The sequence below is a fragment of the Rhodococcus sp. BP-332 genome (assembly GCF_019836065.1).
GTDB lineage: Bacteria > Actinomycetota > Actinomycetes > Mycobacteriales > Mycobacteriaceae > Rhodococcoides.
Map to the genome: position 1 here is coordinate 434,015 of NZ_JABUEC010000002.1, position 18,303 is coordinate 452,317.

Annotated in this window: 18 protein-coding genes; 8 read left to right on the plus strand and 10 right to left on the minus strand. The window is 70.2% G+C overall.

The window, feature by feature from the left end; translation table 11 throughout:
• The first annotated feature begins 18 nt into the window (after positions 1 to 18).
• A complete protein-coding gene (locus HQ314_RS07630) occupies positions 19 to 759 on the plus strand; it encodes a giguanylate cyclase (RefSeq protein WP_156380458.1) in 741 nt (246 codons plus the stop codon).
• A gap of 93 nt (positions 760 to 852) precedes the next feature.
• Here the strand turns inward: HQ314_RS07630 and HQ314_RS07635 are convergent, their stop codons facing one another.
• From HQ314_RS07635 to HQ314_RS07650, 4 genes are all read right to left on the minus strand, one after another.
• Positions 853 to 1,848: an aldo/keto reductase gene (locus HQ314_RS07635; RefSeq protein ID WP_222649749.1), complete on the minus strand. Its 996-nt coding sequence runs from the start codon at positions 1,846 to 1,848 to the stop codon at positions 853 to 855.
• An 8-nt stretch (positions 1,849 to 1,856) separates the two neighbouring features.
• Positions 1,857 to 2,240: a MerR family transcriptional regulator gene (locus HQ314_RS07640; RefSeq protein WP_056441761.1), complete on the minus strand. Its 384-nt coding sequence runs from the start codon at positions 2,238 to 2,240 to the stop codon at positions 1,857 to 1,859.
• A 16-nt stretch (positions 2,241 to 2,256) separates the two neighbouring features.
• Positions 2,257 to 3,216 (minus strand): lysophospholipid acyltransferase family protein, encoded by a 960-nt coding sequence (locus tag HQ314_RS07645; protein ID WP_056441758.1) that lies wholly within the window; start codon positions 3,214 to 3,216, stop codon positions 2,257 to 2,259.
• 112 nt (positions 3,217 to 3,328) lie between these two features.
• On the minus strand, positions 3,329 to 4,357 hold the full coding sequence (locus tag HQ314_RS07650; protein ID WP_261781494.1) for a LacI family DNA-binding transcriptional regulator: 1,029 nt from the start codon (positions 4,355 to 4,357) through the stop codon (positions 3,329 to 3,331).
• 49 nt (positions 4,358 to 4,406) lie between these two features.
• On the opposite strand from HQ314_RS07650, the gene HQ314_RS07655 reads away from it, so the two are divergent.
• Positions 4,407 to 5,624 (plus strand): MFS transporter, encoded by a 1,218-nt coding sequence (locus tag HQ314_RS07655; protein ID WP_027504599.1) that lies wholly within the window; start codon positions 4,407 to 4,409, stop codon positions 5,622 to 5,624.
• Here HQ314_RS07655 and HQ314_RS07660 read toward each other — a convergent pair.
• Positions 5,572 to 6,864 (minus strand): nitrate/nitrite transporter, encoded by a 1,293-nt coding sequence (locus HQ314_RS07660; protein WP_222649751.1) that lies wholly within the window; start codon positions 6,862 to 6,864, stop codon positions 5,572 to 5,574. The genes HQ314_RS07655 and HQ314_RS07660 overlap by 53 nt on opposite strands.
• Before the next feature lie 32 nt (positions 6,865 to 6,896).
• On the opposite strand from HQ314_RS07660, the gene aroQ reads away from it, so the two are divergent.
• Both aroQ and HQ314_RS07670 read left to right on the plus strand, forming a co-directional pair.
• Positions 6,897 to 7,391, plus strand: coding sequence for a type II 3-dehydroquinate dehydratase (gene aroQ, locus HQ314_RS07665; protein ID WP_222649752.1), 495 nt, complete (start codon positions 6,897 to 6,899; stop codon positions 7,389 to 7,391).
• A gap of 23 nt (positions 7,392 to 7,414) precedes the next feature.
• Positions 7,415 to 8,230, plus strand: a complete 816-nt coding sequence (locus tag HQ314_RS07670) for an acyl-[acyl-carrier-protein] thioesterase (protein WP_222649753.1) — start codon at positions 7,415 to 7,417, stop codon at positions 8,228 to 8,230.
• Between the two features lie 63 nt (positions 8,231 to 8,293).
• Here the strand turns inward: HQ314_RS07670 and HQ314_RS07675 are convergent, their stop codons facing one another.
• Entirely contained in the window at positions 8,294 to 9,637 is a 1,344-nt protein-coding gene (locus tag HQ314_RS07675; RefSeq protein ID WP_222649754.1) for a cytochrome P450, read from the minus strand.
• 89 nt (positions 9,638 to 9,726) lie between these two features.
• Here HQ314_RS07675 and HQ314_RS07680 point away from each other — a divergent pair, with 89 nt between their 5' ends.
• Complete coding sequence (locus HQ314_RS07680) at positions 9,727 to 10,356, plus strand: TetR/AcrR family transcriptional regulator (RefSeq protein ID WP_027504593.1); 630 nt, start codon at positions 9,727 to 9,729, stop codon at positions 10,354 to 10,356.
• Position 10,357: 1 nt separating this feature from the next.
• Here the strand turns inward: HQ314_RS07680 and HQ314_RS07685 are convergent, their stop codons facing one another.
• The 4 genes from HQ314_RS07685 to HQ314_RS07700 are packed head-to-tail and all read right to left on the minus strand — an operon-like array spanning position 10,358 to position 14,865.
• Positions 10,358 to 11,548, minus strand: coding sequence for an NAD(P)/FAD-dependent oxidoreductase (locus tag HQ314_RS07685; RefSeq protein WP_222649755.1), 1,191 nt, complete (start codon positions 11,546 to 11,548; stop codon positions 10,358 to 10,360).
• A 40-nt stretch (positions 11,549 to 11,588) separates the two neighbouring features.
• On the minus strand, positions 11,589 to 12,920 hold the full coding sequence (locus HQ314_RS07690; RefSeq protein WP_308119303.1) for a glycosyltransferase: 1,332 nt from the start codon (positions 12,918 to 12,920) through the stop codon (positions 11,589 to 11,591).
• Positions 12,917 to 13,915 carry a glycosyltransferase gene (locus HQ314_RS07695; RefSeq protein ID WP_308119305.1) on the minus strand — a complete coding sequence of 333 codons (999 nt, stop codon included), beginning with the start codon at positions 13,913 to 13,915 and terminating at the stop codon, positions 12,917 to 12,919. The genes HQ314_RS07690 and HQ314_RS07695 overlap by 4 nt, the downstream gene beginning before the upstream one ends.
• Complete coding sequence (locus tag HQ314_RS07700) at positions 13,912 to 14,865, minus strand: WcbI family polysaccharide biosynthesis putative acetyltransferase (protein WP_222649756.1); 954 nt, start codon at positions 14,863 to 14,865, stop codon at positions 13,912 to 13,914. The genes HQ314_RS07695 and HQ314_RS07700 overlap by 4 nt, the downstream gene beginning before the upstream one ends.
• A gap of 194 nt (positions 14,866 to 15,059) precedes the next feature.
• Here HQ314_RS07700 and HQ314_RS07705 point away from each other — a divergent pair, with 194 nt between their 5' ends.
• From HQ314_RS07705 to HQ314_RS07715, 3 genes are read left to right on the plus strand one after another with little or no spacing between them, the layout of a single operon-like run.
• Positions 15,060 to 16,145, plus strand: a complete 1,086-nt coding sequence (locus HQ314_RS07705; RefSeq protein ID WP_231476217.1) for a hypothetical protein — start codon at positions 15,060 to 15,062, stop codon at positions 16,143 to 16,145.
• Complete coding sequence (locus tag HQ314_RS07710) at positions 16,142 to 17,275, plus strand: glycosyltransferase (protein WP_222631796.1); 1,134 nt, start codon at positions 16,142 to 16,144, stop codon at positions 17,273 to 17,275. The genes HQ314_RS07705 and HQ314_RS07710 overlap by 4 nt, the downstream gene beginning before the upstream one ends.
• Positions 17,272 to 18,297, plus strand: a complete 1,026-nt coding sequence (locus HQ314_RS07715) for a glycosyltransferase (RefSeq protein ID WP_222649757.1) — start codon at positions 17,272 to 17,274, stop codon at positions 18,295 to 18,297. Before HQ314_RS07710 ends, HQ314_RS07715 begins: the two co-directional genes overlap by 4 nt.
• The last annotated feature ends 6 nt before the right edge of the window (positions 18,298 to 18,303 follow it).

The following is an 18,303-nucleotide window of genomic DNA, read 5'->3' on the forward strand; positions in this document are numbered from 1 at the left end:
AAGGGAACGGGACCCGACATGGTCAGTGCACGAGACGGACGACCGGGGCAGGCCTACAGCGCGCCGGGCGCCTTCACCACGGCCTTCAGTCCGGGCGTCGGACCCCGAGCCGAGTACCCGGTGCCGGAACCGGTGCGGCACGACGAGACCGGGTACGACGAACCCCGGTACGACGACGACGAGCCGATCGGCGAACTCGAGGCTCGCTACGAGTGGATCGTCGGCCTCATGTCGTCGTTCACCGATCAGCGCGTCGTGCGGTGGATCATCGCGTTCTTCACCGCGTCGATGGGCGTGTGCGCCACCCTCGAGATCCTGTACGGCTTCGGCGGCACCACCACGTTCACGGTGGGCGTGCAGATCGGCTGCGCGGCCTTCGCGTTCGCCGCCGCTCTCTGGTGGACGGTGACCTCGTGGCCGCGGCTGCACACCGCCTTCGCCTTCGTCGTCCTGTCCAACCTGGGCATCCTCGCCGCGAACCTGAGCGCCGACATGCCGCCCGCCTACGCCGTCGGGAAGACCACCTTCTTCGTGGTGCTCGGCCTGTTCGCCGGTGTCTTCCTCGACCGCTGGATGCTGGCCACTCACATCGCGATCGCCGGTGTCGCCGTCACGTCCATCATCGGCTACAACATGCTGTTCGAGGACGTCCCCCCGCTGGGCGCGCTGGTCGTGTGGGCACCGGTCATGTCACTGGTCATCGCCGTTCCCGCACTGCTCTACACGTTCGTGCGAGCAGTGCGGCTCGACCAGTCCTGAGCCACTCTCCGCGAGTACGTCCGTGCTGTCGTGATCGTGAGTGAAATCACGACACTGTCGACGTACTCGCGGTGGGGGGGGTGGCCTCGGGGCTCACTCGTCGATGCTGGACATGTCTCCGTAGCGTGCTCCGGCCACGGCCGACGCGGGCACCGCTGCCTCGAGTTCGTCGAGGACCTCCTGCGTCACCGCGACGTCCGCCGCTGCCACGTTCTCCTCGAGGTAGCGCACGCGCTTGGTTCCGGGGATCGGCGCGACGTCCTCGCCCTGCGCCAGCACCCACGCCAGAGCCAGCTGACCGGGCGTGCATCCCAGCCGGTCCGCGATCTCACGGATGCGCGCCACGAGCGCCAGGTTCGCCTCGAGCGCCTCGCCCTGGAACCGCGGGAAGTACGCGGTGCGGCGCGAGTCCTTCTCCGCCAACTCCGACTCGTGCGCGATGGCGCCGGTCAACAGCCCGCGACCGAGCGGCGAATACGGGACCAACCCGATGCCGAGCTCACGGAGCGTCGGGAGCACGGCCTCCTCGAGATCCCTCGTGAACAGGGAGTACTCGGTCTGCACGGCCGTGATCGGGTGCACCGCGTGCGCCCGACGGATGGTCGCGGCCGACGCCTCGGACATCCCGAGATGGCGCACCTTGCCCGCCTGCACCAGCTCCGCCATCGCGCCGACCGTGTCCTCGATGGCGACCGACTTGTCGACGCGGTGCTGGTAGTACAGGTCGATGTGGTCGACACCGAGCCGCGACAACGACGCGTCGCAGGCCGCGCGGACGTACTCGGGGGTGCCGTTGATGCCGAGACGGGTGCCGTCGGCGAGTCGCTCGTTGCCGAACTTGGTGGCGAGCACCACCTGGTCCCGACGGCCGGCGATGGCCTCGCCGACCAGCTCCTCGTTGACGAACGGGCCGTACATGTCGGCCGTGTCGAGGAAGGTCACACCGAGTTCGAGAGCGCGGTGGATGGTGGCGATGCCGGAGGCGCGGTCGGTGTCGCCGTAGAACTCGGACATACCCATGCAGCCGAGGCCGAGGGCGGAGACGGTGAGAGGGGACTGCGTACCGAGGGTGCGTGAGGTGAGCGTCATGCCCCCACTCAACGTGCTGGAGTGCGCTCCAGGTCAAGCCTGCCGACGTAGAGCTCGATCTTGTGGTCGATCGCGCGCAGATGGCCGGTCACCTCGGCGAGCTGCGCCAGCACCCGTTCCCGATGCGCGCGGAGGGCGTCGAGCCGCTGCTGCTCCGTCCCCTCGCCCTGACGCACCAGGTCGGCGTAGTGCCGCACCTCCGCGATCGACATCCCGGTGGCGCGCAGTCGGGTGATGAGGACGATCCACGTGATGTCGTCGTCGCTGTAGCGGCGTTGTCCGGTGGACGACCGCGGCACCGCGCGCAGGAGCAACCCGTCACGCTCGTAGTACCGCAGCGTGTCGATGGTCAGCCCGGTCTGCTCGGACGCCTCCGCGATGCTGTGACTCACCCCGTCAGCTTAGGCATCAGCGGAAGAGCGGGAACTTCCTCTTGGTGGCGAGCGCGTCCATGCCCGACTGGATGGAGCGCCGCACCTCCTCGTACTTGGCCTCCACGTACTCCTCGTCGTCCACGCGGGCGAGATCGTGATCCACCTCGACGGGCGGCATGAAACGGGTCCGGATCTTGGCGGGCAGCGGGATCTGCGGAAGTGCGGCCGGCGCGATGATCCACGGCAGCGACACGGCGATGGGGAACACCTTGAGTCGCGCGATCTTGTCCAGCCCCAACATCTTCGAGAGCTTGTCACCGCGGACCAGCACGGGCATGGCGTCGGCGCCGCCGACGGTGGCGATCGGCACGATCGGCACCCCGCAGCGGATGGCGAGCTTGATGAAGCCGGTGCGCCCGCCGAGGGTGGCGACGTCACGTTCGCTCCACGGTCGCAGCGAGTCGACCTCACCTCCGGGCCACACGATGACGTCGCGCCCCTCGGCCAGTGCCGTGGACATCGAGTCTGGAGCAGCGGGCAGCACACCCATCGACCGGAACACCGTGCCGATGAGGGGGAAGGCCATCAGCGCATCGTGCGCGGTGCCGTGCAGCGTGCGTGACGGGCCGAACCGTCGCCACCACTGCGCCCCCACCGTCCAGGCGTCCCACACGAACGGTGCACCCGAATGCACGCCGACCAGCAGCACCGGTGGCGGCGGGATGGTCTCCCACCCGTCGATCTCCATGCGGAAGTACTTGTCGACGAGCGGGTTCCAGAACTTCTCCTGGCGCCGCATGCTGTCGACGTCCTGGTCCGTGAGGTCCCAGTCGCCGGCGCGCGAAGCGACCAGGCCGCCGAGTCCACCGGACGCGTTCTCGCGCTTGTCCTTCATCGTCAGCCGGGCCGCGGCGGCGACCCGCTCGGCCTGGTCCTGCAGCTCGGGATCGCGATGGTCGGTAGGGGAAACGTCTGTGTGATCGGCGCCACTCATGAGGCCGAACCTACTGCACGGTCAGATGCGCCGTACCCCGGTTGCACACAGGCCGTGACGAATCAGCACATCCGGCCCCGGGGCGGTGGTTCGTGTGCAGCCTGCGCACGCCTCACCTCGTCGAGGTCCGCCGCACGACGTGCCACTCCGGTGTCGCGACCGGCTCACCCGCGAGCACGGCCCGCGCAGCGCTGCGCCCCTGCTCGTACAGCGACTGGGCCACCGTCGTCAGCCCTGCGCCCGCCGCTTCCTCGGTGTCGTCCCACCCGACCATCGCCAGGTCGCCCGGCACCTGCAGGCCGCGGTCCCGCACCACCGACAATGCCCCGAGCGCCATCTCGTCACTCATCGCCAGCACCGTGTCCGGCAGCGCGTCCAGGTGATCCTGCATCGCGCGCGTCCCCTCCGAGCGGAAGCTGCCGGTGCCGAACGCGACGGGCACCGCGGACCAGTCGAGCCCCAGCGCCTCGGCAGCCGCGCGGTAGCCCCGCAGACGGTTCCTCGTCACCGGGAAGTCGATCGTCTCCGGATCCGGTCCGTGCACGAGGCGCCGCTCCCGATGCTCGTCGGCAGGAAAAGCGAGCACCAGCGGTCGCGCGGCACCCGCGAGGGCGATCAGGGCGACCGCCTCGGCCGCGGCGGCGTCGTCGATGCTGACCAACGTCGTGCCGTCGTGCTCCGGACCGCCCTGCACGCACACGGGTCGCCCGGTGGCGACGGCGGCGTCGAGCAATGGGTCCCCGGTGACCGTGGTCCAGAAGACGTACCCGTCCACGGCGGCGTCGCGCACCCGGTCGACGTCGCGGGCGACGCGCGTGTTCGGCAGGATCACCAGGCCGGTGTCGGTGTCGAGGCACGCGTCGGCCACTCCGGACAGGAACCGGCGGGCCTGCGGGTCGTCGAACGCGTACGTCAGCTTCTCCGTCAGAAGCACGGCGAGGTTGTTGCTGCGGCCGCTGCGGAGCGACTGCGCGCCCCGGTGCGGGCCGGTGTAGCCGAGTCGCTCGGCGGCGTCGAACACCTTCGCCCGCGTCTCGTCCGAGACCCGCTCCGGCCGCCCGTACGCGTAGGACACGCTCATGACCGAGACGCCGGCCGCCGCCGCGACGTCGGCCATGGTGACGCGTGTGTGCGAGGTCATCGATCGCCACTCTATCGCCCACCCCCGTCCGTGTGTATCGTTACACAGCATGTCCACGGCACCTCCGCGCGCGAACACGCCCGCTCTGCTCGTCCTCGGCGCGACCGCGTTCATCTACGTCACGGCGGAGACGCTGCCGGTGGGACTGCTCCCCGAGATGTCCGCCGACCTCGGTGTCGGCGAATCGGCCATCGGGCTGCTGCTGACCTTCTACGCGTACGCGGTCGCCGTGATCACGTTGCCGCTGATGGCGGCGGTGAAGTCGTGGGACCGTCGCAAGGTCGTCGTCATCACCGCCGGCGCACTCGCGGTGTCGCAACTCGTGTCGGCGGTGTCCGTCGGCTATCCGATGCTGGTCGGAGCACGACTGATCTGCGCGGCCACCCACGGTGTGTTCTGGGCCGTGGTGGCTCCGGTCGCGGCGTCACTCGCCGCACCGGGCAAGCGCGCGAAGGCGATCGCGCTCGTCTACGCCGGGACGTCGTTGGCACTCGTCGCGGGCAATCCGCTGACCGCCGCCCTCGGACAGTGGACGCACTGGCGCGTCGCCGCGGCGACGCTCGGCGTCGTCGCGCTGGCCATCACCGTCGCCCTCACCCGGTTGCTGCCCGCTCTCCCGGTCGCGACTCCGGTCGCCACCACGGCCACGTCGCGCCCCGGCATCAGCCGGGTGCTCGTCCTGCTGTGCGGCATCACGTTCCTCGCCGCGCTGGGCCACTTCGCCGGCTACACGTACTTCGCGCTCGTGGTCGGCGAGGGCATCGGCACATCGGGGAGCGTGCTCTCGACCATGCTGTTCGTCTACGGACTCGCCGGCGTCGCCGGCATCTGGCTCATCGGTCGCACGTACGACCGCGGTCCGTGGCGCTCGACGATCGTCGTCCTCACCGCCATCACCACGGCGCTCGCGGCGCTGGTCCTGGCCCTGTCCACCGGATCCGGCGTGCTGGCGATCGTCGCCATCGCTCTGTGGGGCATGGCCTTCACCACCATCCCGGTGTGCATCCAGTCCGCCGTCCTGCACTCGGCACCGGCCGGGGCCGCGGCGGACCGCGCGTCGGCGATCTACGTCGTGACCTTCCAGGTGGCCATCGCGACGGGTGCCCTGGTGGGCGGCGGCATCGTCGACACCCTGTCGGTGACGGCGGTGCTGGTCTTCGCGGCCGTCACCATGCTGCTGGCACTGCTCGGGGTCCTCGCCGGGCGGTCGGCCTTCACGGCTCCGACGGCTCCCGTGCCGGTCGCTGCGACCGCATCCGCTCCCTGACCTCACGCCAGGTCCGGGGCGAGATCCCCGCGTCGCGACGGGTCTTGCGGCGGGCCACCAGCACACCCGTCGCCGCCACGGCCCAGACCGCGTACTGCGTGAGCCATGCGACGCGGAACGCCTCGAAGGTGTAGCCGCCCATCGCGTTCAGAATGGCGCCCATGGCCTGCATCACCAGCAGCGACGCGAGGAATCCGCCGATGTTCACCATGCCCTGGGCGGTGCCGAGCGCGACCGACGGGTTGAACGTGCGCGCGTAGTCGAAGCCGATGGCCGACCCCGGGCCACCGACCGAGATGACGATCACCAGGACGAAGAGCAACCACGTCGGCGCAGGCCCGGGAAGAGCGAGCACCACCGCCCACATGAGGGCGTTGCTGGCCATGATCGCCAGCACCATCCACGACCGGCGCATGGGATAGCGCCCCGTCAGGATGCCGACGACGATGCCCGACACGATGGCCGACACCACCGACGTGGTGAGCAGCGCACCCACCACCGCGGACGACACGCCCTGCGCCGAACTCAGGTAGGGCACTCCCCACATCAGCGCGAACACGGTGATGGAGAACTGCGTCCCCATGTGGGAGAAGAAGCCCAGCCGGGTACCGGGCCGCGACCAGACGACGGAGATGTTGCGCACCGTCTCGCGGAACGTCACCCGCGGCGCGCTGTCGGGTCCGGGATCGGGCGAGTTCGAGACGGCGAGGAACGCGGCCAGCGCGACCACCACCCCGCTGCCCGCGGCCGCGCCGTAGGCGACGGACCACCCCCCGCCGTGCAGCAGCGTCAGGAACGGCACCGCGGACAGCACCTGCCCGACCTGCCCGAAGATGCCCGTCAGCTGCGAGACCAGCGGAACCCGGCGGGGCGCGAACCACTTCGGCACCAGCCGCAGCACCGAGATGAACGTCAGCGCATCACCGACACCCACGACGGCACGGGCCGCCACCGCCACCGGCAGCGAGTCGGTGAACGCCAGGATCATCTGCCCCGACGCCATGACCAGCGCTCCCGTGACGATCATCGCGCGCGGACCCACCCTGTCGAGCAGCACTCCCGCGGGGATCTGCATGGCCGCGTAGACGACGACCTGCAGGACGACGAACGACGACAGCACCGACGGACTCGCGGCGTACCGATCCGCCGCGTCGAGCCCCGACACACCGAACGACGTGCGATGCAGGACGCCGACGATGTAGGCGAGGACACCTGTTCCCCAGACGATCCACGCGCGCATGCTGCTCAGTCTCCCGGGTAGAGTCCGCACCCATGACCCACGGTCACGCCCACCACGACACGCTGCCTGACGACGGCCGGCCTCCGGCCTCCCCGCTGCCCATCCTGGTGCTCAACGGTCCGAACCTGAACATGCTCGGAACCCGCCAACCCGAGGTCTACGGCACCGAGACGCTCGACGACGTGGTCGCGCTGTGCCGCGAGACCGCGGAACGCCACGGACGCACTGTCCGCGCCGAGCAGTCCAACCACGAGGGCACGTTGATCGACTGGATTCACGAGGCGCGCGGGACGGCGTCGGGAATCGTCATCAACCCGGGCGGTCTGACCCACACGTCGGTCGTTCTGCGCGATGCTCTGGTCGTGCCCGAGATCCCCGTCGTCGAGATCCACATCTCGAACGTGCACGCCCGCGAGGAGTTCCGACACCACAGCTTCGTCTCGGGGATCGCCGTGTCGGTGATCGCCGGGTGCGGCATCCGCGGGTACCGCTACGCCGTCGACGAGATCTGCGCCCGCACGTCCTGACCATCACGTCGGAAATGAGCACCATGGAACTCTCCCCCGTCACCAGCCACGAACTCGCACCACAGCCGCCGACGGGCGAGGGGTTCGAGACCGCGTGGCCCATCCGCGCCGGCGACGTCGACACCGCGAACCGGCTGCGCTACGACTCCGTCGCCCGGTACCTGCAGGACATCGGGTCGGACAACCTCGACGCCTCCGGACTCGGGGAGACGGATCCGTTCTGGATCGTGCGCCGCACGATCATGGACATCGACCGACCGTCGGTCTGGCCCGAGCGGATCACGTTGCGGCGCTGGTGTTCCGGTCTGTCGACGCGATGGTCGAACATGCGCGTCGACATCACCGGCGACAAGGGCGCGCACATCCGCACCGAGGGATTCTGGATCAGCATCTCGTCGACGACGGGCATGCCGACGCGCATCTCCGACGAGGGGCTCGCGCTGCTCACCCGCACGGCGGGCGAGACCAGACTCAAGTGGAAGAAGTGGCTCCGCGATCCGGCCCCGGAGTCCTCACTGACAGATCTCGCGTTCCCGCTGCGCATCACCGACGTCGACGCGTTCAACCACGTGAACAACGCCGCCTACTGGCAGGCCGTCGAGGAGGTGCTCGCCCGCGCGGAGTCCGGCGAGATCACCGGCCGCCCGCACCGCGCGGTCATCGAGTACCTCTCGCCGATCATGGCGCCGGACCACGTCACGCTCCGCTGGCGTCGGCACGACGTGGACGGTGCACCGGCGGTGACGGTGTGGTTCATGGTGGACGACGCGGTACGCACGATCGCGTGCGTGGTGGCGCGCGCCGGCGCGAGTGGCGTTTCCGCTCCTCTCGCCGACTGAATCGGCGGGATCCCGCTCGCAGGCGGCGCGAGGGGAGCAGAACAACCCGGCCGGTCGTGAACGTCAGCTGCGGCGCTGCAGCCGCACGGGCTGCCCGTCCTTGGGATACGGCAAGGAGGTGAAGTCGATCGGTGTCGCACGATCGGCCGGCACCGACCACGTGTGGTGGCGCAGGAGGTGGTGCAGCACCATCGTGATCTCGATGGCCGAGAAGAACTGACCCAGGCACGTGTGGACCCCGCCGCCGAACGGTTGCCACGCGAACTTGTGCGGCAGCGCGCGACCGTCGAAGCGGGTGGGGTCGAAGACCTCGGGATCCGACCAGTAGGTGGGATCGTGATGCGTGTAATGCGGCGTGGCCACCACCATCACGTCGGCAGGCACGTGATGGCCGCGGATCACCGTGTCCCGCACCGTCCATCGCGCCATGGTGGGCAGCGGAGCGAGCATGCGCAGCGATTCCTTCATCACCGCGTCGAGTGCCGTCAGACCCGCCCGCGCCTCGGGTGCGGAGACATCGGGGCCCGCAGCCAGCGACTGCTGGCGACATTCCTCCTGCCACTGCGGGTGTCGGCCGAGCTGATCGACCATCGTGGAGATGGTGATGGTCGACGTGTCGTGCGCTGCCATCAGCAGGAAGATCATGTGGTCGATGATCGCGTCGTCGGAGAAGCGCTCGCCGTCGTCGTCCTCGAGGTGGGCGAGCACCGAGAACAGATCTCGGCCGTCGCCGCGCCGCCGATCCGGAAGATAGTCCCGCAGGAAGTCTTCGAGGAAGCGTCGACCCTTCAGACCCCGGCGCCACCGACCACCGGGCACGTCGAGCCGGACGATGGACGTCGCCGCCTGAACACAGTCGACGAAGGCCTTGTTGACGGCGTCCAGCCGGGTGTCACCGTCGCGCACCCCGCCCATGAACACCTCGGTCGCGAGGCCGAGCGTCAACGACTTCACGGCGGGATAGATCTCGAAGTGCTCCGACGAGTCCCACTCCTGCACGGTGCGGGCAATCAGCGGTTCCATCGCCGCGGCGTAGGACGCGAGACGGTCCTTGGTGAACGCCTGCTGCAGCAGCCGCCGGTGGTGGCGGTGCTCGCCGAGGTCCATGAGCATGAGCCCGTTGTCGAAGAACGGCCCGATGAGCGGCCGCCAGCCGAGTGCGTTGCTGAACGCCTTGTCCCGGTTGGTCAGGATCTCCTCGCACCCGTCGGCGCCGAGCACCAGCACCACGCGCCGGCCCGCCATCGTGTGCCACGAGACCTGCCCGTAGCGCCGCTCCTGCTGCCGCCACAGGGCGAGGGGGTCCCGGATGTACTGCATCGAACGGCCGACGTAGGGGATGCCCGCGCTGCCCATGACGGGACGGAGATCGGAGCCGAGCGGTGGGGCGGCGAGCGCGTGAGCCATGGGGCCTCCTGAGTATCTGACAGGGCATCCTGTCAGATGTAGTGTGCGTCACAGGAGAGGCACTCGTCAAGACCTGCGAGACTGACGGCATGGCGGAACCCGCGAGCAGGACCTACGGCGGAGTGGACGCGGCGGACCGCGCCGTCCGCCGCCGGGCCGCACTGATCGAGGCGGGCCTGGACCTCATGTCCTCGGTGGGCACCGACAAGACGACGATGACCGCGGTCTGCGCCGCAGCCGGGCTCACCGAGCGGTATTTCTACGAGAGCTTCCGCACCAAGTCGGACCTGCTGCTCGCCGTGCTCGACAGCGTTGCCGACGAGGTGAGAAGCGCTGCGATCCATGCCGTCTCGTCCACGGACGGAGACGTCGCCGACCGCGTGCGGGCCGCTCTGAGCGCCGTGGTGTCGATCATGCTCTCCGACCCCCGCAAGGGCCGGATCGCGTTCGTCGAGTCGATGGCGTCACCGACCCTGCGAGCTCGACGTCAGGCGACCATCGACGCCGTCGCGGACGTGGTCGTCGAACGCTCGCACGAACTCTGGGCCGACCGCGCACTCCCGCCGCCGCAGGACCGGCTCATGGCGTTGATGTTCATCGGCGCCTGCTCCGAACTCGTCTCCGCCCGGTTGCAGGACCACATCGGTGCGACCCCCGACGAGATCGTCGATGCTGCTACGCAACTGTTCCTCACCGGAATGCTGCGCCCGACGAGCTGACTCAGAGATGGCCCTTCAGCAACAGGTGCCAGTACGTGAACGGCAGGCCGAACCGGTCGCCCGCCCACGAGAGCCGACGGGGCTTCAGCGGGTCCAGGAACGACGGCAACGACGACGTGATCTCGCCGGTGCGATCGAACTCGGCCGCGATGAGACGCCGCGCGTCCACCGGGATCGGCGCCACGGTGTAGCCGTCGTACTCCCCCAGCGCCTCGTCCGATCGTTGCGCCAGCACGTTGTCGACGAGGATCGACACCTGGCGCCGTAGTCCGCCGCCCGAGGGATCGGTGTCGATGGACGCGCCGTCGCCCACGGCCCACACGCCCTCGTGTGTGCGGTGCCGGAAGGTCCGCGGATCCACGTCCACCACTGCGTGCGTGCCGGGACCAGCGCTCGCCAGGCCGGTCTCCTCGACCCACCGCGGTCCGCGGTAGGGCGGCACCAGATGCAGCATGTCGTAGCCGATCCGCTCGGTGCGACCGTCCGCGCCGGTCACCGTGATCGATCGCTCGCCCGGCGCGAGCGCCGTCACGGCGGTGCGGTGAAGCACTCGGACATCCAGCTCCCGCAGGTACTTCCGCAGCCGGGCGTCGAGCGCCGGCACTCCCACGAGATCCGGGCGGTCGACCACCAGCGTCATCGACGGCGCCGCACCCACCTTTCGCCAGTACGCGGCGGCGAGGAACAGCGGCTTGATGGTGGTGCCGGTGCAGCTCACAGGCGCACGAGGAACCGTGAAGACGGCGTGCCCGTCGGGACGCATCGTCTGCACGAGGTGCCAGGTGCGCGTCGCCTCGTCGAGGTAATTGCTCGCCACCGACGACGACGCGAGCGCCGCGGCGATTCCGGGCAGTGCGTCGTGATCGGGCACGAGACCGGATCCCACGACGAGGTCGCGGTAGCGCACCTCCGTGCCCGACTCGGTGCGCACCGTCCGCGTCACGGTGTCCACCGAGACGACACGCTCCTGGATCCAGGTACAGCCTTTCGGTGTCACCGAGCGCTGGGAGCGCTGCGCGGACGCGAGGGACGCCTGCCCGCCGCCGACGTAGGACAGCAGCGGCCGATAGGTGTGCACCTCCTGCGGTTCGATGACCACCACGTCGGAGACGCCCTTGTTCAGGAAACGGGCGGCGGCGCTGATGCCCGCGTTGCCCCCGCCGATGATGACGATGTCGTGCTCGGTGGTCATGATGCCTCCGGTGTCCTGTGACTCGAATGGTTCGGGGGTCTCACCACGACAGGTCCGGCTGATGCGGACCCGCGGCGATGCCGACCTCGTCGGCCGGTACGTCCGTGATGCCGAACAGGTCGGCGAGGGCCTGCTGCGGGGTGCGATCCAGTGCGTCGGCCCACCGGCGGGCCCGGCGCACGGCGCGCCACGACCACCACTCCACACTGCCGCCGGGCACGGTCGACCGCACCAGACCGGGGCCTTGCGGAGGCGTCGACGCCTCCAGCGTCCGCGCTGCATCCGGGGCCAGGACGACCGGACCGACGAGGTCGAGCCCGAAGCGGCTGCGCCGTACGTCGTCGCCGCCGGGGACACCGAGGCGGATTCGCGGGTCGTCGGTCCGCCACGATGCGACGAGATCCGCGGCGTCCGTCCCGTCCACCCACACGGTGACGTCCCCCTGCGCGAGCACCGATCCCACCGTCACCAACAGCGATGCGGCACTGTGTCCGTCGGCGTGCACGACGGCCGTGAGGTCGGGAACGGCGTACCGGACGCCGTGGGTGCGCGCAGCGGGGTCGGTGACGAGTGGAAGCAGGGACAGAGCCTCCGCGTTCTTCTGCTCGGTGCGTTGCTCACCGGGTCGGCCCGCCCAGTCGGGACCGTCGTGCCAGGCGACGGCGTCCGGCACGTGCGCGATCAGGGCGCCGGCGAGGTAGGCGCGATTCGCCAGCTCCCAGTCCTCTCCGCCGTATCCGCCGAACGACTCGTCGAAGCCGCCGATCTCCTCGAAGAATGCTGCGGTGCAACACATCACCGCGCTGATGACGTGGCGATAGGATTGATGATCGGCATCGAGCAGATCGCGCGAACCGCGGTACGCGTCGATCAACCAGCGCGGCTCGTCGAGGATTCCGTCGTCCGGCCCCGGAAGTCGGCCCAGCGCGGACAGGTCCGCGTGTCGTCGTCGACCGACCGTGAGTGCATCGGGAACCAGCGACGGCAGACGCACGAGCGCCTGGAGGTACCCGGGCTCGGGAACCGTGTCGGCGTCGAGGAAACAGAGCACGTCACCGGACGCGGCACGCGCCCCGAGATTGCGCGCCGCGGCGGCGCGGAAGCCACGGTCCTCCTGCGAGACCACCGTGACGTCGAGTGCACTGCGGACGAGCGGCGCCGTGGCCGAGCCGTCGTCCGCGACGATCACCTCGAACGCGCGGTACGTCTGATGCTCGAGCGCCGCGAGAACCAGATCCAGCGACCGTTGCTGTTCGAAATAGGGCACGACGACGCTGACCGACGGGCGCGGAGCATCGATGTCGCGCAGCAGGTCCCACCTGTTTCCGGGCACCGCGTGGCCGAGCGGGGTGGGGACCGCGGTGGTGATCACGCGTGCACCACGACCGACTCCGCGTACACCCGCACGTGCGCGGCGCCGACCTCCGCGCGCGTGGGGTGCGCGACGACCCCGTCCTCCAGCCACGTCGACTCGGGGTCACCCGCCGCGTCGGCGAGCGCCTCGGCGAGTCGGTCCTCCTCGTACAGGGTCACGGTGCCGGGCGAGCGCCGGGCGAACTCACGGGTGTACGCGCCGGCCACCACCAGCGGTCGACGGCCGTGCTCGATCCAGGTGTTGATCGACCCGGACGCGGACATGTGCCGATGATGCGCCACGGGAACGGTGACGCGGCCGAGTTCGACCGGAAGGTCGGCGTCGTCGATGTAGCCGGTGACACGCACGGTGGTGCCGTGTGCCGCTGCGGACTCGATCAGCTCGTCGACCAGATGATCGTGTCCCGGCGACGGCGTTCCCAGTGCCAGCAGGTGCGCGCCCGGGGGCAGCGCGTCCAGCACCTCGGTGTGTCCCTTGCCCGGGTACAGGAACCCGAGGACGCCGACGGTCACCTCGCCGCTGTCCGTGCGGATGCCGACCCCCGTCGCCACGGGAAGCGGGATCACGACGGACGGGGTACCGATACCGGCCTCGCGCAACAGGTCTCGTTCGTGCTCGCTGCTGACGATCACGGTGTCCGCGCACGCGACCACCCGTCGGTAGCACTCGACGCGCGCGGACGCGGATCGACCGTCGGACGGCTGCGGCAGATCGTGCAGCGTCACCACGAACGCGGAACCCGATGCGTGGATGCGCCGCGCCAGGTCCTCGACCACCCCGGCCGCAGCCGTCGCCGGTGACCCGAACAATCGGTCCGTGACGTGCAGGTGCACGACGCCGACGTCCGGAATCGACGTGACGTCACTCGCGGACTCGTGACGCAGGAGCGTCGACTCGAGACCGGCGTCGATGATGCCGTCGCGGATGCGCAGCGCGAACTGCACCACCCCGTGTCGCTCGGGACCGATGACGAGATGCGCGACCGACGTCACGAGGCGACCTCCGATAGCAGCAGCGAGAGTGTGTCCGCGTGTCGGGTGAGCGCGGCGTCCACGAACGCGGGATGCTCCGCGTACCACTGCAGTTGGCGACGGTGAATGTCCTCGGCATCGACGACGGAGCCGCCGATCACCCAGTCCGGCCGGGGCGCGGCGCCGAGGTCGAGCGCGTCGACGACAGCGGACTCCAGCGGCGTGTGCACCGAATCGAGCAGTACGCGGCCCGGATCCGCCGCCGCAGCGTCGACACCGGCTGCCGACAGGATGCGCGTGGCCAGCTCGAGCAGCACCGGGTTGCCGGGGTGGTTGATCGTGTGTGCGGCGTCCGCTCCGTGGGCGGTCAGGACGTCCGAGATCGCGACGTCGCAGTCCCGGCGCTCGCGTCGTGCGAGTTCGGCGATGCTCGCCTCGGCGTTCGCGCGCAGCGCGTCAGGGGCGACGGGAGCGGCGCGCCACTCCTCGGATGCCACCCTGCCTGCGGCCACGAGCACCGTGCGCAGATCGTGGTACGGAGCGCCGGCGGGAGACGCCGACGGGTCGCTCGGGTGCCGCACGATCACCTGGAACGGGTACAGCCCGCTGTACCGGAAGACCGGCCACCGCACGACCCGGGCGTGCTCCGGCAGCATCGACTCCACCTGGTTCGTCCCGATCGGCAGGTCGCGGTAGTCGTCGCGAACCGGCTGCGCCAGCAACACCGAGGCCCGGCCGGCCAGCTCGGCGAGGTGCCGCACGTCGGCCGAGTCGAGTTCGTGCACCGGCGGCATGCGCACGGTCCGGAACGGCGCGTCCGGCACCTCGTCGAGCATCACTCGCACGGCCTCGGCCTGGCAGTTCCCGAGCACGATCCACAGCGGTGGATCGTCGGGCACCGGGTCGAGACCGTAGAACTCGCCGTAGTGACGCGTCCGGCCGTCCGGCTCGGTCGACGCAGAGTGAGGCATGACGTCGGGTTACCCGGACAGCGCGCAGGCGAAGCGGTGAGAGACCTGCACGACACCGCGTTTGTGGACGAGCCCCCCGGGGCATTCCTCTTTTGTCGTGGTCCAGAAGGCGGCCCGATCCCTGTTCGTACACCCGTGCCGCCCTGCCCACCCCTCGGGCGCGCGCGTCTGCCCCCGAGAGGATGACCCGAGCCGTGATCGCCGTCGCATCCATCCCTGCTGCGCACCCGTACGTCGCCGCTGTCGTCGCCACGGGCGACGACATTCTTCTGCTCGACGATCCCCGGCCCCTCGAGGCGACCACGCCCGGGCAGTGGTGGCCGCCGCGCCTGCTCGAGCCCGACTATCTCCGCGCGCACATCGACGACATCGACGTGGTGCACCTGCACTTCGGCTTCGACGCCGCCACACCGGACCGTCTCGCCGATGTCGTCTCCGTGCTGCGCGAGTCGTCGACCCCCCTGGTTCTCACGGTGCACGACCTGCACAATCCACACTTCGCCGAGCTCGACATGCACCGGTCCCAGCTCGACGTCCTCGTCCCCGCCGCGGCCGCCGTCATCACGCTGACCGACCGCGCCGCTCGGGAGATCGAACGTCTGTGGGGCCGCTCGGCAATGGTGATCCCGCATCCGCACGTCGCACCGCTCGACGTCATCACCGCACGCGACACCACGGCGCACGAGCGCGCAGTCGTCGCCGTGCATGCCAAGTCGTTGCGCGCGAACCTCGATCCCGAGGCGGTCATGGCGACCGTCGTGGCGGCCGCGTCGGCACGCGACGCCGTGGTGCGTCTCGACATCGACGACGACGTGTTCGACCACACGAGCCACTGGTACGCACCGGAGCGCGGCGAGCGATTGCTGGCCTTCCGTGATCACCCGGACGTCGACGTGCGGGTGCATCGTCGGTTCACCGACGCGGAGCTGTGGCAGTACCTGTCCGAGATCGACGTGTCCGTGCTTCCGTACCGCTTCGGTACGCACTCTGGCTGGATGGAGGCGTGCCGCGACCTCGGCGTCGTCCCCGTCGTCCCGGACATCGGCCACTTCGCCGATCAGTTCCCGTGCCCCACCTTCGTGTTCGGACCCGGCCTCTTCGATCCCGCGTCGCTCGATGCCGCGGTGGGCGAGGCGCTGCGCACCGAGCCGACCGGCCCGGACTTCGCCGACTACCGACGCCATCAGCAGAGCGCGATCGCCGCCGAGCACGCCGCGCTCTACCGTGCCCTGTCCGCTCCCGTCGCCTCGGGCCGCGCGGACGGAGCCGTGCTCGTATGACGGTCGCCGCCGCCGCACGTCCACTGCGCATCGCCCTTCTCGGATCGTCGCGCTTCCCCATCGCGCAACCGTTCGCGGGTGGCCTCGAGGCACACGTGTGGCATCTCGCCCATGCCCTCACCGAGCGCGGCCATCGCGTCACGCTCTTCGGTGCCGAAGGCACGTCGACCGACGTCGCGCACGACGTCATCGACGTCCACACGTTCCAGATGAGTCCGCACGCGCGGACCGAACACATGGGACCGTCGTGGGTGGTGCACGAGCATCACGCCTATCTGTCGGTCATGCTCGAACTGGCCGGGCCCCTGGCACAGTCGTTCGACGTGATCCACAATCACAGCCTCCACTACCTGCCCATCGCGATGTCCTCGATGGTGCCGGTCCCCATGCTCACGACGCTGCACACGCCACCGCTCGCCTGGCTGGAGTCGGCGGCCGCGGTGCCGCTCAATCCGAACACCGGGTACGCCGCGGTGAGCGAGTACACGGCGCAGCAGTGGCTACCCGTCGCGGGTCCGATCCCCGTGGTTCCCAACGGGATCCCGCTCGACCGGTGGCCGTTCGGCCAGGGCACCGGCGATCGCGGCGGGGCGGGCGAGTACGCGGTGTGGACGGGCCGGTTGGTTCCCGAGAAGGGGGTCGATCTCGCCATCGACGCCGCGCGGCGCGCCGGTTACCACCTGCGCATCGCCGGACCGGCAGCCGACGACGACTACTTCCGGACGGCGGTGGAGCCCCGCCTCGGCGACGGCGTCACCTACGAGGGCCACCTGATGCAGAAGGAACTCGCCGATCTGGTCGGCGGAGCCGCCGTCGCACTGGTGACGCCGCAGTGGGACGAGCCGTACGGGCTCGTGGTCGCCGAAGCACTCGCGTGCGGCACACCGGTCGCGGCCTTCCGTCGCGGCGGCATCCCGGAGATCCTCGACGACACGTGCGGCCGGATGGTGCCCGCCGACGACATCGACGCTCTCGCCGGGGCCATCGGAGATGCTGCGCGCCTCCCCCGTGCGCACGCCCGCGCTCGCGCGGAGCGCATCTGTTCGGACGCGACGATGGTGGACAGCTATCTCGACCTCTACCGCGAGTTGCTGACAACGTCGGGCCGAACCGCCGCCGTCCCTGCATGATCGGGTACTACGTCCACCACCACGGCGTGGGGCATCTGACCCGCGCCCGGTCCGTCGCACGGGCGCTCGCCGAGCCGGTGACGGTGCTGTCCTCGCGGCCCCGGCCGTCGGACATCGACCCGTTCGCGGGCTGGATCACACTTCCTCTCGACACACCCAACGGCTCCGCCGATCCCGCTCCGGACACACCCGCCGGCGGTGACGACCCGGACGACCCCACCGCTCACGGGGTCGTCCACTGGGCGCCCACCTCGATCCCCGGGATGACCGACCGCATGGCCGCCCTCGCGCGGTTCGTGGACGAGCTTCGCCCCCGATGCGTCGTCGTGGACGTGTCCGTCGAGGTTGCGATGTTCGTGCGACTCATGGGTGTTCGGGTGGTCGTGTTCGCGATGCCGGGCGAGCGCACCGATGCGCCCCATCAGCTGGCCTATCGCGTCGCCGACCGCATCGTCGCTCCGTGGTCGGCCTCGGTGTACCGGCCGGAGTGGTTGCGCGAGTTCGAGGACAGGACCGTGTACGCCGGCTCGATCAGTGCCCACGCCGATCGTGCCCGCGCCGGAACCGACCGCGACCCGACGTCCGTCGTCGTGCTCGCGGGCGCAGGGGGCTCAGCTCTCACCCCGGACCACCTCGCCCGAGCGGGTGCTGCCACGCCGACCCGCACCTGGCGCGGTGTCGGCGCGCCCGGCACCCCCTGGGTGGACGACGTGTGGCCGCTGCTGACCGGTGCCGGCGTGGTGGTCACGCACGGCGGGCAGAACGCGGTGGCCGACGTGGCCGCATCGGGTGCCCCCGCGGTGGTCGTGGCCGAGAGTCGCCCGCACGGGGAGCAACTCGCGACCACTCGCGCGCTGGGGGCCGCGGGGCTGGCGATCTCGCTCGAGTCGTGGCCCGATCCGGACCGGTGGCCCGAGATCCTGAACCGTGCCGGTGCGCTGACCGGCGACATCCGGGCACGGACCGAGGTGGACGGCGCAGCGCGTCGTGCGGCAGCGGCGATCGAGGACGTGTGGGCGTGACGTCGG

Coding starts and splice junctions, on each gene's coding strand:
- HQ314_RS07630 (WP_156380458.1), top strand. CDS start 19: ATGGTCAGTGCACGAGACGGACGACCGGGGCAGGCCTACAGCGCGCCG.
- HQ314_RS07635 (WP_222649749.1), bottom strand. CDS start 1,848: ATGACGCTCACCTCACGCACCCTCGGTACGCAGTCCCCTCTCACCGTC.
- HQ314_RS07645 (WP_056441758.1), bottom strand. CDS start 3,216: ATGAGTGGCGCCGATCACACAGACGTTTCCCCTACCGACCATCGCGAT.
- HQ314_RS07650 (WP_261781494.1), bottom strand. CDS start 4,357: ATGACCTCGCACACACGCGTCACCATGGCCGACGTCGCGGCGGCGGCC.
- HQ314_RS07655 (WP_027504599.1), top strand. CDS start 4,407: ATGTCCACGGCACCTCCGCGCGCGAACACGCCCGCTCTGCTCGTCCTC.
- HQ314_RS07660 (WP_222649751.1), bottom strand. CDS start 6,864: ATGCGCGCGTGGATCGTCTGGGGAACAGGTGTCCTCGCCTACATCGTC.
- aroQ (WP_222649752.1), top strand. CDS start 6,897: ATGACCCACGGTCACGCCCACCACGACACGCTGCCTGACGACGGCCGG.
- HQ314_RS07670 (WP_222649753.1), top strand. CDS start 7,415: ATGGAACTCTCCCCCGTCACCAGCCACGAACTCGCACCACAGCCGCCG.
- HQ314_RS07675 (WP_222649754.1), bottom strand. CDS start 9,637: ATGGCTCACGCGCTCGCCGCCCCACCGCTCGGCTCCGATCTCCGTCCC.
- HQ314_RS07680 (WP_027504593.1), top strand. CDS start 9,727: ATGGCGGAACCCGCGAGCAGGACCTACGGCGGAGTGGACGCGGCGGAC.
- HQ314_RS07685 (WP_222649755.1), bottom strand. CDS start 11,548: ATGACCACCGAGCACGACATCGTCATCATCGGCGGGGGCAACGCGGGC.
- HQ314_RS07700 (WP_222649756.1), bottom strand. CDS start 14,865: ATGCCTCACTCTGCGTCGACCGAGCCGGACGGCCGGACGCGTCACTAC.
- HQ314_RS07710 (WP_222631796.1), top strand. CDS start 16,142: ATGACGGTCGCCGCCGCCGCACGTCCACTGCGCATCGCCCTTCTCGGA.
- HQ314_RS07715 (WP_222649757.1), top strand. CDS start 17,272: ATGATCGGGTACTACGTCCACCACCACGGCGTGGGGCATCTGACCCGC.